Here is a 16714-nt window from a genome sequence, read left to right as displayed (position 1 = left end):
CCTTTCTTCGGGGTTTTTCGGGGAACGGTGGTCAGCGGAGCGCGCCGCTGATCGGGACGATGGTTCCGTCGGGGATCCACTGCCCGGCGTAGTCGCGCGCGGCCTGCATGCCGGGCGCGTGCGGTTCGTTGGGGTACATCGGCATCGCGTTGACCTGCGCAGCCGCGAACAGCTGCACCTCGCCGTTCACGGATGTCCACTGTGGACCGAGCCAGGTCCGGAAACCGCCTAGCGACGGGCTTTCCCCGCCGAAGCTGTTGCCGACGGCCACCGCGTAGCTCACCGCGAGCTGGTCGCGCGGGTCGAAGCGCAGCGGCATGGCCGCGCTGGCCACGGTGTTGACAATGGGTCCGTTGAGCAGCCACGGAGCGAGGTACAGGCCGAACTGGTGAGTCGGTTTGAGCCGTTGCGACTCGGCGGCGCGGCTCATCGCGAGGTACCCGTCGCTCCAGCCGGAGACGACCACCAGCGCGGTGTCCGCCGCCGCGTCCGGGCGCACCGGCAGACCGACGCGCGCAGCGGTGTCTCGGACGAGCTGCGCGGCCTGCACGCCACGCGGCGACTTGTCTTCGACCAGCGTGATCGCCGACGGCTTCCGCGAGGCGAGGAACTCGACCAGCTTCACCAGCGAACCGCGGTCCTCCGGCGACAACGCTTCTGCCGGGCAACTGGTGAGCACGTCGCGTTTCTGCGCCACCAGACCGCCGAGCGCGGCTTCCGCGCATTCCGGCGCGTCGGCGTCCGAAACCGCCGGGCCCGTCTCAGTACCCGCGTCGACGTCGACCGCGGCGGTCGCATCGCCCTTATGCACCACGAGAGTGCTGCGTCCGGCCGGAAGTTCGACCTCAGCCCAGCTGCCTTCCGCGCCGGGACGCGCGGCCGCGGTGGTCACGATCCCGCCCTCGACGCCAGCGGACAGGTCCGTACCCGCGCTCGAAGGGAAGTGCACGAGATTGCGCCCGGGCCGGTGCGGGCTGACCAGCACCGGCACGGTCGCGCCGCCGACCGTCGCGTCGGCCAGGACCGGCACTCCGGGCACCGGCAACGGCGCTGGATGCGGCACCGCGGCGAGCGCACTCCACGCGACGAAACCGAGCGCGACCCCGGCAACGCCATAGCGATAGCCACGAATGGAAGCGTTGCGAGACAACAAGATCGCCGACACCACGGTCACTGCTGCGGGAAGCAGGACCACCACGATCAGCGAGACGCCGAAGAGCGTTTCGTACAACCGTCGGTCGAAAGCAACCCCGGAGACGCCGAGTTGCACGACCCCCGCGAGCGTCAGCAGTCCGGCGAGACTCACCGAAAGCGGACCGACGCGCAACGGCGTCGACCGCCACTGCTCCACCGGCACCCAAGCCGACAGCAGCGTCACGCCGAACCACAGCGCGGCCGCCGCGACGTACACAGTGTCGATGGCGAAGGAGATACCCGAACCATCGACGGAGGTTTCCAGCACCACGAGCACGACCAGCGCGAGCGAAGCCCATCGACCGGCCGAGGGCCACCGCAGCAGCACCGGCACCGCCAGCGCGAGCACGACGTGGACGATCAGCGCGACGAGGTTGACGTCGACCGTCGCCGCCGACACCGCGGCCAGCACCGCCGACCCGACACCCAGCGCGCCGGTGGTGATCCACAGCTTGCGCGGCAGCGGACCGACGAGCGGGCGCAGAATCCCGGTACCGGCGAGGAATGCCGTCGCCAGCAGCAATATCAGCCGCAGCACCAGCGCGGCACTGTCCACACCGGACGATCCGGTGGCGACCGGAGTGACGTGGTGATCCATGGAGACCTTCCGGACTTGTCCTCGGAGCCGGTCCGTGAAGGGCCCCTTGAGGGAATCTGATTCCCTCAAGGAGTCCTTCACGGCACGCGGCCAGCGGGAGTTACTTCACGTTCTGGTCTGCGACCACGAACAGCTCGGAGTGCGGCTTGGCGTTGCCGAAGTCCCCGTGCGGCCACGACTTCCGGTTGAAGTTGAGGCCGACCTGCCCGGTGAACTCGTCGCGGAAGTTCTGATCGACCACGACCTTCCCGTCCGGCGACAGGTTCAGCAGGTTGACCTTGTGGTCACCGTCCAAACCGGACCGGGCGACGAAGTAGTTCGACACCGCGATGTGCTGCGGCTGTTCGGTTTCGTGGTAGAGACCGTCCTGGCCGAGCGCGAAGTTGTCGTACGCGCCCCAGTGCGGGCCGGCCCCGGGCACGCCCGGGTTGATCGGCGCGGAGCCGACGACGGTCGGCAGGTCTCCCCCGCCGCCCTGCTGCGCCTTCTCCTTGGTGTCGACGCGACCCTTGATGTCCTCGACCTTGTCGCCGGCCGCGACCAGCTTCTGGATGTCGAGCACGTACACGCCGCCGGTGGTGCCGGGGTCGTCCGGGCCGAGCGCGCCCTTCTGCCTGCCCTGCACCGCGTGGTAGAGGAACCGGTCGTCCGGGCTGGTCTGCAGCCAGCCGCCGTTGGAGCTGGCGCCGTTGGAGTCGTTCTGCGAGTAGATCGGCTTGCCCGCGGTGCCGTCGTCGAACACCTCGATCCAGTGCGGATCCTTCGCCGTGATGTCCGGCGTGTAGAAGATCGCGCCGCCTTGCATCGTCTCGGCGAACGCGCCCTTGTGGCCGGGCTTGTTCGTCACCGTGGTCTCCATGACCGCGCGGCTTTCCGAGTGCAGCGGGTCCGCCGGGTTCGCCCGCGGCCCGTCTTGCAGGTAGGACACCGCCTTCAGCTTCGGGTGATTGCGGTCGGAGATGTCCCAGGTGCGGATCGTCGGCCGGCGCAGATACGGCGACGGCTGCTTCACCGGGTCGAGAATGATGTTGCGCGGTTCGGCGTAGTCACTGGTGACGAGGGTGTTGAGATCCTCGCGCGCCTGGACGCCGTGCGGGTTCGCGCAGGACGGTTTGCCCAGCTGTGGCAGGTTGTCGCACAGCTTCGCGTTGTCGCCCTGCGGGGTCGCCGCCGGATTCTGCGACAGCACCTGCGCGTTCTGGTCGAAGTGCACGACCTCGCCCGGGCTGCCGGCGAAACCGTTGCCGATCTGCGTGGAACCGTCCTGGTACGCGTACGGACCGGGCACGACCGGACCACCCATGTACGTGCCGTACGCGGTGCCGTCCTTCAACACCCAGTACGCGTCGGGCACGGAACCGCCGAGCGTCTGCGTCGGCAGGCTGATGCCCTTAAGTTTGAGCTGTGGCAACGCACTGACGTCGAACGCGTACGTCGCCGCGGCGAACAACGCGCCGGCGTAGATCGTGTCGCCCTTGTGCCACACGTACTGCATGTGGTGCGGCTCGTTCTCGACAAGCGGCCCGACGGTCGCGGTGTTCACCACCTTGCCGTACGTCGGCGAGCCCTGCGTCGCGTCGATCACCGCGAGGAAATCGGGACCGGGCAAGGCATTCTTGACTTTGCCGAGGCCGCCGCCGAGCGAACCCGGCAGGTTCTTGACGTCCTTCACCGCGGTGTCGGCGATGTTCTCGTCGCCTGCCCAGACCAGCAGCCACTTCTTCGGCGTGCCGTCGGCGGAACGCGCTTGCGCGGCAAGGTCTTTGCTGACCAGGTGGTTCTGCACCCAGTACTGCTTGCCGTCGGACGCGGTTTTGGCGTCGGTGACCACCTGAACGTCGGCGTAAGCGCTGGTGGTGGACCCGGTGTAGGTCACCGCACCGATCGCGAGCGCGACCGCGCCGGCGACGGTCAGCGCTTTCCGCCATCGGGGCGGGGCGCCCGAGGAGGAGCTGAATCGCATGGTGTCTCCCTGTTTGTGTTCCCGTGAAGCGCCCGCGAAGGCACTTCTTTCCCCGTTCTGAGGGCAGCACGAAACCCGCGCGAAACCCACGCCGAACAGAGAAAGCGTTCATCCCCTCGGGTCAGAGAAACCCGTTGCGGGGAAAGAGAAATCAGCCAGCCGGACGCGGCCGGGAGAAAAGGTCAGGAATCCCTACACAGCGCGCTGGCCTGCTGGCGCAGATCCACGTGCAGACGCCACACCAGGGCAACCGGAAAGGACATGCGCGAAATACTCTGGCGAACCGCACCCACTGTCAATGCGGTGATCAATCGTGGGAACGTCGACCGAAGGAGTGAATATCCCACGAGATGGGCCGAGTTGCCCGCCCCTCGCCCCGCGACCGGCCGAGGTCGCGGCGCTGACCTGCGATGCTCCGTTCGGCCCAAAGTATGTTCGCCGCTTCGGCGTCCGGGGTGGGGCTGTTCGCCCGATATGTTCGTTACCTTTTCGTGATCAAATGCCGGGAACTTTCGCCCCGACCCCACGATGAATCACCCATGCCGGATTCGCTGACCCTGCGGCGCGAATCTGACAGAAGCGGCATAATCCGCACATCAGGTGAGGGACCAGGGGAAGGGGTGAGCGCCGGTGTCGGCAGAGATGGAACGACTCGTCGCGGAGTTCGACAAGTTCCAGACGAAGCTCAAGCAGGCCGAAGCGCAGTTCGCGAAAGTCGGCGACATGCAGGAGGAGCTGAGCGCGCTCGAGGCCGAAGTGATGTCGCCGGACCGGGCGGTCACCGTCGTCGCGGGCCCCAGCGGATCGATCAAAGACCTCCGGCTCACCCCGGACGCGCTCCGGCAGCAGCCCGACCAGCTGGCGACCTCGATTCTGGCAACCCTGCACAAGGCCGTGGCCGAATCCGCTCGCAAGCAGGCCGGGATCGTCGACGAGCACGTGGGCACGGCCTTCGGGTTGAACGTGTCCGATCAGGTCCTGGAAGCCCAGGCAGCTGGTTTGGGAACCACTGTCGAAGAACTGGAGTCCAATCTGCCGGAGGAGCAGCCGCGGCAGGCAGCACCGGCCCGGGACGACGAGGACTTCGCGAACAACGATCTGCTTCGCGACGACGGGCGGACGGCTCAGGCACCTCCGTCGGCGCCGCCCTCCGGCTCGTCGGGCGACCAGTTCCTCCAGAACTTGTTCGACGACGAGGAGGGGCACCGATGAGCCCGACGAACGGCGGCCACAAGGTCGACACCGCCGCGATCACGAAGTACGCCACCGGCCTCGATCACTACACGGGAGAAGCGGCCAAGTTCGGCGACCTCGTGAACCAGGCCGACGTCACCGACCGGTCGTGGGGATTGATCGGGCTGGCGGTCAAGCAGACCTATACGAGCAAGCTCGACGAGCTCAAGCAGTTGCTGGAGCTGATGAAGACCGGGGTCGGCGCGTTCCAGGGCAAGCTCAATCAAGCCGCGAGCATCTACGACGGCCATGAAAAGGACACCGTGATGACCTTCGGCAAGTTCAAGGCCGACATCGACGGACCGCTCTGAGCAAGGGGGAAGCATGGGGCAGGACAGCGTCGCGGACGGCGTCAAGAACAACCTCAAAGGCTACGACGACAGCTTCCTGAAGAATGTCGGCGACACCGTCAAGAAGGCGCCGGTTGTCGGCAAGGGCGCCGAAACGATCGAGAACGCCTACAAGAAATTCGGCTCCGCGAAGGACGTCGGCGATGTCGCCGCGGCGAGCGGGCAGTTGTTGCAGGACGGCGCGGGCTTCGTGGCAGGCGCGACCTTGGACATGGCCAGCTTCGCGCTCGACCCGGTCGGCTGGCTGGTCAGCAACGGCCTCAACATGCTCCTCGAGCTGATCCAGCCCCTCCAGGACGGGCTGCACATGGCGACTGGGGACGGCCCCGTGCTCAAGACGGCCTCCGGCAACTTCGTCACGATCGGCAAGGGCTTCGTCACCCTGGCCGAGGAGTTCGTCCAGGTCGGGGACGAAGCGCTCAAGGATTGGGAAGGCGAGGGAGGCGGGGCGGCCAAGAAGGCACTGGCCGAGTTCGCACAGGGCATCGAGGGCATCGGCTCCGCCGCCGGCGCGGTCGCCGACACGCTGCAGATGTGGTCGATGGTCATGACCGTCATCGAAGAGGTCATCAAGGCCATCATTTCGGAGCTGGTCAGCTGGCTCATCTACATCTGGCTGCCGGCACTGGCCGCTTCGATCGTGAGCTTCGGCTCGTCGGTCGCGGGGGCGATGGCGGCATCGGTCGCGAAGGCGGCGAGCGCACTCGGCAAAATCACCAAGCATCTCGGCAGGCTCGGCAAGCTGCTCGACAAGTTCATGGGCTTCCTGATGAAGTGGAGCGACGATCTGGTCAAGCAGGGTTCGAAACTCACCAAGGCGGGCAAGGTCGGCATGACTCCCGGCGAGGAGAAGGCGCTCACCGGCGCATTGGCTAAGGGCCTGAACGCACAGGGTGCCGCGTACGGGCAGGCGGCGAAAGACGTGTTCACGAGCGTGCCGCGCAAGTTCTTCGACGAAACCGTCAAAGAGACGACCGGGATCACCCCTGGCGACCTGTCGAAGGGCTCGGCGTACACCGGCAAGGCCGCCTACAAGGGGGCGAACAAGACGGTCGACCAGCTCAAGCGCGAGCATCCCGGGAACGGCCAAAGCTCCGAGGAAACGCGCGAAGATCTCGACATGGGACAGTAAGCGGATGGCGGATCTGCTCGGTCCCTGGCTCGTCGTCGGTGGTTACGCGCTCTCCTTCGGCCTGATGTGGCTCGCGAACTGGCTCGAGGAGCGCCGTTCGACCAGGGCCGCAGTCTGCTATGCGTTCTCCGGGATCGCGTTTTCGCTGACGAGCCTCTATTGGCTGTCAGCCAGCACGGCCAGTGCGATCCCGCTGTTCGGATGGATCGCCTTCCCGCTCGTCGTCACGGCGTTGATCTCGTGGCGGGGCTGGCATCAACGAAGCTGGATCAAACGTCTCGATTCGGCCGGAGAACCGACCTTCGGTTTCCTGCCGCACAACGGCCGCGCGGTGGCACTTGACCATCCCGATCCCTGGCCTCGGCGAACCACTGTCGAGTTCACGCACCAAGGCCACCGCCTGCTCGGCATGGAGTACTCCACCCAATCGCCATTCCGGAACGAGACGTTCGAACAACTCGGAAAAGTGTCCGAAGAGCTCGATTCGATCAGCGCGGTCGTCGAAGTTCGCGTCCCTGAGGTGCCAGCCCTCACGATCTCGCCGAACACGCAGGCGTTCGAGCCGGACTTCTTCACCCCGCTCGAGGATGCCCGGATCGTCCGCAACCAGTTCGGCTGGCTAAGGCCGGATACGACGCTGCACAGTTTCAAGGTCGACCCCGAGTTCGACCGCCGGTTCTCCGTCTATACGTCGGACCCGGAGTTCGCCGCGGCGGTGCTCACCGGCGAATGCCGCGAAATGATCATGAATGACCCGTGGTTCCGCGTCCATCAAGTGGCGTTCTACGGAAACGCTTTGTGGACTACGGACGCCGGCGGCCTCACCGAGGACCGGATGTTCGGCAACTCCCGCCGCCTCGCGATGCTGGCGGCCGTCGTTCCGGCGCCGGTGTGGGAAGTATGGGGCGGAGACCGGATTTCCATGGCGTCGTCACACGGTCCGACACGAGTTACGACGCCTGGTTCGGCAAGCGCGGCGGCTTCATCCGCACGCCGGTGAACCGCCGCCGCGAAGCCGCCGGCCGGCAACCGGTGACGTCGATTTCGCTGACCATGCGGTCGTTGCTCGCGCTCGGTCTGCTGGCCATCGGGATCGGTCCCGCGGTCAACGCGTCAGCAGCGATGACCGGGCTGGCTTCCCACGTCCAGCTCACGGTCACCACGATGAGTGAGGGCGGCACCCAGCATTGCTTCAGCGCCGCCGGCAATTACCGGTGCATCACCGAACAGCCCAGTGTGCAAGGGACGGTCAGCCAGGACGGCACCACTCGTCAGATCACCATCGGATGGGTCGGTGATCTGCCCCGGAGGGGCGACACAGTCGAGGTCTCGTTGGGACCGTTGTGGGGAGACATCGCCTACCAGGCTGACTGGCCGTCGTCCGCCTCGATCGATTTGCTGATTGCCTTGGTCTGGCTCATTCCGGGCCTGTGCCTCGCAAAGCGCACGTACCTGGCCCGCCCGCCCCGGCGGGTCCGCAAGATGCGCAAGACTCTCGCAACTGTTTAGCCACCAACGCGAAAGCCCTCGCCGGGAGTCCCGACGGGGGGGCTTTTCGCTCAGCTACGCGAGGTTAAGCAGAAGTCGCGACCGAAGTCGTAGTCGTCCAGCGGAACCGCGGCAGCGATGCCCGAACCGAACACGTCCGGGATGCAATGGTCTCCTGGAACGAGGCCGCCGACAGCCACGAGTCCGTGGTCAGCGACGTCTCCGTGCTAACGAGGCTGGCTCCACAGGTGCAAGCAAACGGCTACCCGGGTCAGCGAGGGCGGGACCCGGCATTGCGTGACCACCAGCGGCGACCTGTCCCGCACTGAGGATCAAGCCAAGATCGAGGGTACCTACGAGCAGGACGGCAGCACCCGCGAGATCACCGCTGACTGGAACAAGAGCGAGCTTCCCGCCCCAGGTGAAGAAGCGGCGCGAAGCCCTCGCCAAGGTCTGACCTCAGAGCCGGTGTCCGCAATCCGCGCAGAACACCGCCCCCGCCTTGGATTCCTTCCCGCACTCTCCACAATGGACAGTCGGGGCCAGTGAACTCCCGCACCCCGTGCAGAACTTCCCGCCGTTCACCTTCAGCCCGCAGTCCGGGCAGGTGAGTTTCGCGCGGGTGCCCAGATCCAGGTCCTTGGTCCAGTTCTTCTCGCGCGCCTGGTCCCAGATCTGGTCGCGCTGCGCCGCCGCCTGTGCGCGCGAAATCTCCTCGGCCACGATGGGCGAGCATCGCAGGCACTGGCCGATTTCCTCGTTCCAGCACTGATCCGCGCACATCCAGTCGCTGCAGCCGCGACACTGCCGGAAGCGCGGGGTGATCTCCTCGACCGCCGCGGTCAGCGCGCGGTCCTTCGCCGGCGAGTTCGTCGCGCGGTCGTATTTCCACTGGTCCGCGGAGCTGCTCAGCTGCTGCAGCGTCCCGCCGAAGAACGAGCCCACCGCGCGCAGCATGCTGCGCCCGGTCTCCATCGTGTCCCGCTGGAACGCGGAGCGGTACCCGTTTCCGCAGCGCTCGCAGTGGAACTCGAACTGGTAGCCCTGGGCATTGGAGAGATCCGAGAAGTTGTCCGTGAACGGCACGACATCAGCCACGCGCGCGAATCTAAGCCAACCGGAGAAGACCCACGACCGTACAAGTACCGTCTCCGGACCGGCTACGCAGCGCGACGAAAAAGCCCCCGGTCACGAGGACCGGGGGCTTTTCGTTCAGCTACGCGTGGTTCAGCGGAAGTCGCGACCGAAGTCGTAGTCGTCCAGCGGAACCGCGGCACCCGTGCCCGAACCGAACACGTCCGGGGTGTAGTAACCGTCGTCGTAGGACGGGATCGCGTACGCCGCGACCCGCGCCTCCTCGGTCGGCTGCACCTGGATGTTCCGGTACTTGTTGATGCCCGTACCGGCCGGGATGAGCTTACCGATGATGACGTTCTCCTTGAGGCCCACGAGCTTGTCCGAGCGGCCGTTGATGGCCGCGTCGGTCAGGACTCGCGTGGTCTCCTGGAACGAGGCCGCCGACAGCCACGAGTCCGTGGTCAGCGACGCCTTCGTGATGCCCATCAGCACCGGACGGCCCGAAGCCGGCTCGCCGCCCTCGGCGACCGAGGCGCGGTTCGTCGCCTCGAACTTCGTCCGCTCGGGCAGTTCGCCCGGCAGGAAGTCCGTGGCACCGGAGTCGATGATCGTCACGCGGCGCAGCATCTGCCGCACGATGACCTCGATGTGCTTGTCGTGGATCGACACACCCTGCGCCCGGTACACCTTCTGGACCTCGTCCGTGAGGTGCATCTGCGCTTCGCGCGGGCCCATGACGCGCAGGACCTCGTGCGGGTCCGGCGTGCCCTCGAGCAGCTGCTGGCCGACGTTGACGTGGTCGCCGTCGCCCAGCGGGCCGTTCGGGGTGTTCGCGAGCCGCTGCCGCTTGGACAGCTTGTCGAAGACGATCTCCTCCGACCCGTCGTCCGGGATCAGGGTGATCTTCCAGAACCGCTCGCTCTCCTCGATCCGCACGCGGCCGTCCACGTCCGCGATCGGAGCCTTGCCCTTCGGCACCCGAGCCTCGAAAAGCTCGGTAACACGGGGCAGACCGGTCGTGATGTCGTCACCGGCGACACCACCCTGGTGGAAGGTACGCATCGTCAGCTGCGTGCCCGGCTCACCGATCGACTGGGCGGCGACAATGCCGACCGCCTCGCCGACGTCGACGAGCTCGCCCGTCGCCATCGAACGGCCGTAGCAGGTCGCGCACACGCCGACCGCCGACTCGCAGGTCAGCACCGAGCGGACCTTCACCTTGGTGATGCCGCTGGAGATGAGCTTGTCCAGCGCCGGGTCGCCGATGTCGTCGCCCGCGTTCAGCACGACGTTGCCCTTGGCGTCCACCGCGTCCGTCGCGAGGTTCCGCGCGTACACCGAGGTCTCGACGTGCTGGTCGCGCACGACCTTGCCGTCGCCGAGGTCCTCGCCGATCGGCATCATGATGCCGCGCGTGGTGCCGCAGTCGACCTCGCGGACGATGACGTCCTGCGAAACGTCCACCAGACGACGGGTCAGGTAACCCGAGTCGGCGGTACGCAGCGCCGTGTCCGCCAGGCCCTTCCGGGCGCCGTGCGTGGCGATGAAGTACTCCGCCACCGACAGGCCTTCGCGGAAGTTCGCCTTGATCGGGCGCGGGATGTACTCGCCCTTCGGGTTCGACACCAGACCACGCATACCGGCCAGCGAACGGACCTGCGTCATGTTGCCCGCCGCGCCCGACTTCACGATCATGGCGATCGGGTTGTCGTCCGGCAGCGCCGTCTCCATGATCTTGTGGACCTCTTCGGTCGCCTGCGTCCACACCTTGACGAGCTCGTTGTTGCGCTCGGCGTGGGACAGCTGACCGCGCTGGTAGCGCTTCTCGACCTGGTCGGCCTTGCCCTCGTACTCGTCGAGAATGGCCTTCTTGCCGACCGGGGTCAGCACGTCCGAGATCGCGACCGTGACGCCCGAGCGGGTCGCCCAGTAGAAACCGGCGTCCTTGAGCTTGTCCAGCGTCTGCGCGACCTGCGTCATCGAGTACCGCTCGGCGAGGTCGTTCACGATGGCCGCCTGCCGCTTCTTCGGCATCGGCTCGTTGATGAACGGGTAGTCCGCCGGCAGCAGGTCGTTGAACAGCACGCGGCCCAGCGTCGTCTCGGCCAGCCACGCCTTGCCCGGCTCCCAGCCCGCCTCCGCGAGACGCGCCTCGTCGGCCTTCGCCGGCTGACGGTCGGTGACGCGGATCTTGACCGGGGCGTGCAGGCTCAGCGCCTTGCGGTCGAACGCCATGATCGCCTCGGCGGGCGAGGAGTACGCGTTGCCCGCGCCCTCGGCGTTCTCGTTCAGCCGGGTCAGGTGGAACAGACCGGTGACCATGTCCAGTCGCGGCATGGCGAGCGGACGGCCCGAGGCCGGCGACAGGATGTTGTTCGCCGACAGCATCAGGATCCGGGCCTCGGCCTGTGCCTCAGCCGACAGCGGCAGGTGCACCGCCATCTGGTCGCCGTCGAAGTCCGCGTTGAACGCTTCGCAGACCAGCGGGTGCAGCTGGATGGCCTTGCCCTCGACCAGCTGCGGTTCGAAGGCCTGGATGCCCAGCCGGTGCAGGGTCGGCGCACGGTTCAGCATCACCGGGTGGCCGGTGATGACCTCTTCGAGCACGTCCCACACCTGCGGCCGCGAGCGCTCCACCATCCGCTTGGCGGACTTGATGTTCTGCGCGTGGTTCAGGTCGACCAGCCGCTTCATGACGAACGGCTTGAACAGCTCGAGCGCCATGTCCTTCGGCAGACCGCACTGGTGCAGCTTCAGCTGCGGGCCGACGATGATGACCGAACGGCCCGAGTAGTCAACACGCTTGCCGAGCAGGTTCTGCCGGAACCGGCCCTGCTTGCCCTTGAGCAGGTCGGACAGCGACTTCAGCGGCCGGTTGCCCGGGCCGGTGACCGGACGCCCGCGGCGGCCGTTGTCGAACAGCGCGTCGACGGCCTCCTGCAGCATCCGCTTCTCGTTGTTGACGATGATCTCGGGCGCGCCGAGGTCGATCAGCCGCTTCAACCGGTTGTTGCGGTTGATCACGCGGCGGTACAGGTCGTTCAGGTCCGACGTGGCGAAGCGGCCACCGTCGAGCTGCACCATCGGGCGCAGGTCCGGCGGGATGACCGGGACGGCGTCGAGCACCATGCCGCGCGGGTCGTTGCCGGTCGCCTGGAACGCGGCGACGACCTTGAGCCGCTTCAGCGCGCGGAGCTTCTTCTGCCCCTTGCCGTTGCGGATGGTGTCGCGCAGGCTGTCTGCCTCCGCGGCGACGTCGAACTCGGTCGCCAGCTTCTGGATCGCCTCGGCGCCCATGCCGCCGGTGAAGTACTCGCCGTACCGGTCGATCAGCTCGCGGTAGAGCAGCTCGTCGGCGATCAGCTGACGCGGCTCGAGCTTCGTGAAGGTCGTCCAGACCTCCTCGAGACGGTCCAGCTCGCGGCCGGCGCGGTCGCGCAGCTGGCGCATCTCGCGCTCGCCGCCCTCCTTGACCTTGCGGCGCACGTCGGACTTCGCGCCCTCCGCCTCCAGCTCGGCCAGGTCGGCTTCCAGCTTCTGCGCGCGGGCCTCGATGTCGGAGTCGCGCTTCGTCTCGAGGTTCTTGCGCTCGACGCCGATCTCGTTCTCGAGGGTCGGCAGGTCGTTGTGCCGCAGCTCGGTGTTCACGCCGGTGATGACGTAAGCCGCGAAGTAGATGATCTTCTCGAGGTCCTTGGGCGCCAGGTCCAGCAGGTAGCCCAAGCGCGACGGAACGCCCTTGAAGTACCAGATGTGGGTGACCGGCGCGGCCAGCTCGATGTGGCCCATCCGCTCACGGCGCACCTTGGCGCGAGTGACCTCGACGCCGCAGCGCTCGCAGATGATGCCCTTGAACCGGACGCGCTTGTACTTGCCGCAGTAGCACTCCCAGTCCCGGGTCGGACCGAAGATCTTCTCGCAGAAGAGCCCGTCCTTCTCCGGCTTGAGGGTCCGGTAGTTGATGGTCTCCGGCTTCTTGACCTCGCCGAAGGACCACTGACGGATGTCGTCGGCGGTCGCGAGACCGATGCGGAGCTCATCGAAGAAATTGACGTCCAGCACGTCTAGATCCCCTTGGGGTTGATTCGGCTAGAGGAGGGGTCGGCGGTGGAGCCGGGATCCGCGGGAGGCAGATCCCGGCTCGACACCGAATCAGTGCACGACGTCGTCCACCGAGGGCGACTCGTTGCGGGACAGGTTGATGCCGAGGTTCGCCGCCGCGCGCTCGAGGTCCTCGTCGTCGGAGTCGCGCATCTCGATCGCCGCGCCGTCGCTGGAGAGCACCTCGACGTTGAGGCACAGCGACTGGAGCTCCTTGAGGAGCACCTTGAACGACTCCGGGATGCCCGGCTCGGGGATGTTCTCCCCCTTCACGATCGCCTCGTACACCTTGACGCGGCCGACCACGTCGTCCGACTTGATCGTGAGCAGTTCCTGCAGCGTGTAAGCCGCGCCGTAGGCCTGCATCGCCCAGCACTCCATCTCGCCGAAGCGCTGGCCGCCGAACTGCGCCTTACCACCGAGCGGCTGCTGGGTGATCATCGAGTACGGGCCGGTGGAGCGGGCGTGGATCTTGTCGTCGACCAGGTGGTGCAGCTTCAGGATGTACATGTAGCCGACCGACACCGGGTACGGGTACGGCTCGCCGGAGCGGCCGTCGAACAGCGTGGCCTTGCCGTTCTCCTTGACCATGCGCTCGCCGTCGCGGTTCGGCTTGGTCGCCCCGAGCAGCCCGGTGAGCTCCTCTTCCTTCGCGCCGTCGAACACCGGGGTGGCGGTGTTCGTGTTCGGCGCGACGTCGTAGAGCTCCTCGGACAGGTTCTTCGCCCAGTCCGGGTTGCCCTCGATCGTCCAGCCCTGCGAGGCCAGCCAGCCGAGGTGCAGCTCGAGGATCTGGCCGATGTTCATCCGTCGCGGAACACCGTGGGTGTTCAGGATGATGTCGACCGGGGAGCCGTCCTCCATGAACGGCATGTCCTCGACCGGCAGGATCTTGCCGATGACACCCTTGTTGCCGTGCCGGCCGGCGAGCTTGTCGCCCGGCTGGATCTTGCGCTTCTGGGCCACGTAGACGCGGACCAGCTCGTTGACGCCCGGGGGCAGCTCGTCGTCGTCCTCGCGGGAGAACACCCGGATGCCGATGACCTTGCCGGTCTCGCCGTGCGGCACCTTCAGCGAGGTGTCGCGGACTTCGCGGGCCTTCTCGCCGAAGATCGCGCGCAGCAGGCGCTCTTCCGGCGTCAGCTCGGTCTCGCCCTTCGGCGTGACCTTGCCGACCAGGATGTCGCCGTCGCGGACCTCGGCCCCGATGCGGATGATGCCGCGCTCGTCGAGGTCGGCCAGGACCTCCTCGGAAACGTTCGGGATGTCCCGGGTGATCTCCTCGGCGCCCAGCTTGGTGTCGCGGGCGTCGATCTCGTGCTCCTCGATGTGGATCGACGTCAGCACGTCGTCCTGCACCAGGCGCTCGGAGAGGATGATCGCGTCCTCGTAGTTGTGGCCCTCCCACGGCATGACCGCGACGAGGAGGTTCTTGCCGAGCGCCATCTCACCGTTCTCGGTGGACGGGCCGTCGGCGATGACCTGGCCCTGCTCGACCCGGTCTCCCTCGTTGACGATCGGCCGGTGGTTGAAGCACGTGCCGTGGTTGGAGCGGCGGAACTTGTACAGTCCGTAGCTCTTCCGCGTGCCGTCGTCGTGCATGATCGTGATGATGTCCGCGGACAGCTCCTCGACCACGCCGGCCTGCTCGGCGACCAGGACGTCCCCGGCGTCGACCGCGGCGCGCAGCTCCACGCCGGTGCCCACGTACGGAGCCTGGTTGCGCAGCAGCGGCACCGCCTGACGCTGCATGTTCGCGCCCATCAGCGCGCGGTTCGCGTCGTCGTGCTCCAGGAACGGGATCATCGCGGTGGCGACGGAGACCATCTGCCGCGGCGACACGTCCATGTAGTCGATCTCGAGCGGGTCGATCAGCTCGACCTCGCCGCCCTTGCGGCGACCGAGGACCTTGTCCTCTTCGAAGTGCCCGTCGTCGGTCAGCGGCGCGTTGGCCTGCGCCTTGACGTAGCGGTCTTCCTCGTCCGCGGTCAGGTAGTCGACCTGGTCGGTGACCTGGCCCTCGACGACCTTGCGGTACGGCGTCTCGATGAAGCCGAACGGGTTGACCCGCGCGTAGGAGCAGAGCGAGCCGATCAGGCCGATGTTCGGGCCTTCCGGCGTCTCGATCGGGCACATCCGGCCGTAGTGCGACGGGTGGACGTCGCGGACCTCCATGCCGGCGCGCTCACGGGACAGACCGCCCGGGCCGAGGGCCGAAAGACGACGCTTGTGCGTCAGGCCCGACAGCGGGTTGTTCTGGTCCATGAACTGCGACAGCTGCGAGGTGCCGAAGAACTCCTTGATCGCCGCGCCGATCGGGCGGATGTTGATCAGGGTCTGCGGCGTGATCGCCTCGACGTCCTGCGTGGTCATGCGCTCGCGCACGACGCGCTCGGTGCGGGAGAGGCCGACCCGGATCTGGTTCTGGATCAGCTCGCCGACGGTGCGCAGGCGGCGGTTGCCGAAGTGGTCGATGTCGTCGGTCTCGACCGGCACCTCGACGCCGGCGGAGCTGGTCATCTTGTCCTCGCCGGCGTGCAGCCGGACCAGGTACTCGATGGCCGAGACGATGTCCTCTTCGGTCAGCGTGCCGGTGTCGTAGGTCGAGTCGAGACCGAGCTTCTTGTTGACCTTGTAGCGGCCGACCTTGGCCAGGTCGTAGCGCTTCGGCTTGAAGAACAGGTTCTCCAGCAGCGTCTGCGCGCTCTCCTTCGTGGGCGGTTCGCCCGGGCGCAGCTTGCGGTAGATGTCGAGCAGCGCCTCGTCGGTGCCCGCGGTGTGGTCCTTCTCGAGGGTGGCCAGCAGCGTCTCGGAGAACGAGAAGCGCTCGCGGATCGCCTCGGTGGACCAGCCGAGCGCCTTCAGCAGCACGGTGACCGGCTGGCGGCGCTTGCGGTCGATGCGGACGCCGACGGTGTCGCGCTTGTCCACGTCGAACTCGAGCCACGCGCCGCGGCTCGGGATCACGCGCACACTGAAGACATCCTTGTCGGTCGTCTTGTCGACACTGCTGTCGAAGTACACACCCGGAGAACGCACCAGCTGGGACACGACGACCCGCTCGGTCCCGTTGATGATGAAGGTGCCCTTGTCGGTCATCACCGGGAAGTCGCCCAGGAAGACCGTCTGGCTCTTGATCTCGCCAGTGTTGTTGTTGACGAACTCGGCGGTGACGAACAGCGGGGCCGCGTACGTCATGTCCTTGTCCTTGCACTCCTCGATCGAGGCCTTGACCTCGTCGAAGCGCGGGGCGGAGAAGGAGAGGGACATCGAGCCCGAGAAGTCCTCGATCGGAGAGATCTCGTTGAGGACTTCTTCCAGACCGCCGACCGGGTTCTCTTCGCCTTCGTTGACGCGGCGCTCGAACCACGCCTCGTTGCCGGTGAACCACTGGAACGACTGGATCTGGACGTCAAGCAGGTTCGGGGTGGAGAGTGGCTCGCGGATCTTCGCGAAGGAGACCCGCTTGGGCGCTCCGGGGATTCCCGTGGCCTGCGCGCGGGATTCAGCCGAGGTGGTCGCAGCAGTGGCCTGGTTCGCGGGAGAGACTGCCAAGATGCGTCCTTCCGGGGACAATG

General features: G+C 66.8%; 10 protein-coding genes. 5 read left to right on the top strand and 5 right to left on the bottom strand.

All coding sequences use genetic code 11. The annotated features are described in order from the left end of the window. Positions 1 to 31: 31 nt before the first annotated feature. Both ABZX37_RS17525 and ABZX37_RS17520 read right to left on the bottom strand, forming a co-directional pair. On the bottom strand, positions 32 to 1792 hold the full coding sequence (locus ABZX37_RS17525) for a hypothetical protein (RefSeq protein ID WP_354740611.1): 1761 nt from the start codon (positions 1790 to 1792) through the stop codon (positions 32 to 34). A gap of 100 nt (positions 1793 to 1892) precedes the next feature. After that, positions 1893 to 3755: a hypothetical protein gene (locus tag ABZX37_RS17520; protein ID WP_354740609.1), complete on the bottom strand. Its 1863-nt coding sequence runs from the start codon at positions 3753 to 3755 to the stop codon at positions 1893 to 1895. A 630-nt stretch (positions 3756 to 4385) separates the two neighbouring features. On the opposite strand from ABZX37_RS17520, the gene ABZX37_RS17515 reads away from it, so the two are divergent. Genes ABZX37_RS17515 through ABZX37_RS17495 form a run of 5 tightly spaced genes read left to right on the top strand, consistent with a single transcriptional unit; the run spans position 4386 to position 7979 of the window. After that, positions 4386 to 4967 carry a YbaB/EbfC family nucleoid-associated protein gene (locus ABZX37_RS17515; RefSeq protein WP_354740607.1) on the top strand — a complete coding sequence of 194 codons (582 nt, stop codon included), beginning with the start codon at positions 4386 to 4388 and terminating at the stop codon, positions 4965 to 4967. Next, positions 4964 to 5299: a type VII secretion target gene (locus ABZX37_RS17510; RefSeq protein ID WP_344270069.1), complete on the top strand. Its 336-nt coding sequence runs from the start codon at positions 4964 to 4966 to the stop codon at positions 5297 to 5299. The genes ABZX37_RS17515 and ABZX37_RS17510 overlap by 4 nt, the downstream gene beginning before the upstream one ends. Before the next feature lie 13 nt (positions 5300 to 5312). Continuing rightward, on the top strand, positions 5313 to 6470 hold the full coding sequence (locus tag ABZX37_RS17505; RefSeq protein WP_354740605.1) for a hypothetical protein: 1158 nt from the start codon (positions 5313 to 5315) through the stop codon (positions 6468 to 6470). Positions 6471 to 6474: 4 nt separating this feature from the next. Next, positions 6475 to 7470 carry a hypothetical protein gene (locus tag ABZX37_RS17500; RefSeq protein WP_354740603.1) on the top strand — a complete coding sequence of 332 codons (996 nt, stop codon included), beginning with the start codon at positions 6475 to 6477 and terminating at the stop codon, positions 7468 to 7470. Then, positions 7467 to 7979, top strand: coding sequence for a hypothetical protein (locus ABZX37_RS17495; protein WP_354740601.1), 513 nt, complete (start codon positions 7467 to 7469; stop codon positions 7977 to 7979). The genes ABZX37_RS17500 and ABZX37_RS17495 overlap by 4 nt, the downstream gene beginning before the upstream one ends. A 438-nt stretch (positions 7980 to 8417) precedes the next feature. Here ABZX37_RS17495 and ABZX37_RS17490 read toward each other — a convergent pair whose 3' ends face one another. From ABZX37_RS17490 to ABZX37_RS17480, 3 genes are all read right to left on the bottom strand, one after another. Next, positions 8418 to 9056 carry a zinc ribbon domain-containing protein gene (locus tag ABZX37_RS17490; protein ID WP_354740599.1) on the bottom strand — a complete coding sequence of 213 codons (639 nt, stop codon included), beginning with the start codon at positions 9054 to 9056 and terminating at the stop codon, positions 8418 to 8420. A gap of 129 nt (positions 9057 to 9185) precedes the next feature. Then, positions 9186 to 13097, bottom strand: a complete 3912-nt coding sequence (locus ABZX37_RS17485; protein ID WP_354740597.1) for a DNA-directed RNA polymerase subunit beta' — start codon at positions 13095 to 13097, stop codon at positions 9186 to 9188. A 90-nt stretch (positions 13098 to 13187) separates the two neighbouring features. Further along, complete coding sequence (locus ABZX37_RS17480) at positions 13188 to 16691, bottom strand: DNA-directed RNA polymerase subunit beta (protein WP_354740595.1); 3504 nt, start codon at positions 16689 to 16691, stop codon at positions 13188 to 13190. Between the last annotated feature and the right edge of the window lie 23 nt (positions 16692 to 16714).

The organism is Amycolatopsis sp. NPDC004079, from assembly GCF_040610415.1.
Lineage (GTDB): Bacteria > Actinomycetota > Actinomycetes > Mycobacteriales > Pseudonocardiaceae > Amycolatopsis > Amycolatopsis halotolerans.
This window is presented reverse-complemented; position numbering and strand designations above follow the sequence as displayed.

Bases quoted from the DNA above. Each gene is read 5' to 3' on its own strand.
- ABZX37_RS17505 (WP_354740605.1), top strand. From the start codon at position 5,313: ATGGGGCAGGACAGCGTCGCGGACGGCGTCAAGAACAACCTCAAAGGC.
- ABZX37_RS17525 (WP_354740611.1), bottom strand. From the start codon at position 1,792: ATGGATCACCACGTCACTCCGGTCGCCACCGGATCGTCCGGTGTGGAC.
- ABZX37_RS17520 (WP_354740609.1), bottom strand. From the start codon at position 3,755: ATGCGATTCAGCTCCTCCTCGGGCGCCCCGCCCCGATGGCGGAAAGCG.
- ABZX37_RS17510 (WP_344270069.1), top strand. From the start codon at position 4,964: ATGAGCCCGACGAACGGCGGCCACAAGGTCGACACCGCCGCGATCACG.
- ABZX37_RS17500 (WP_354740603.1), top strand. From the start codon at position 6,475: ATGGCGGATCTGCTCGGTCCCTGGCTCGTCGTCGGTGGTTACGCGCTC.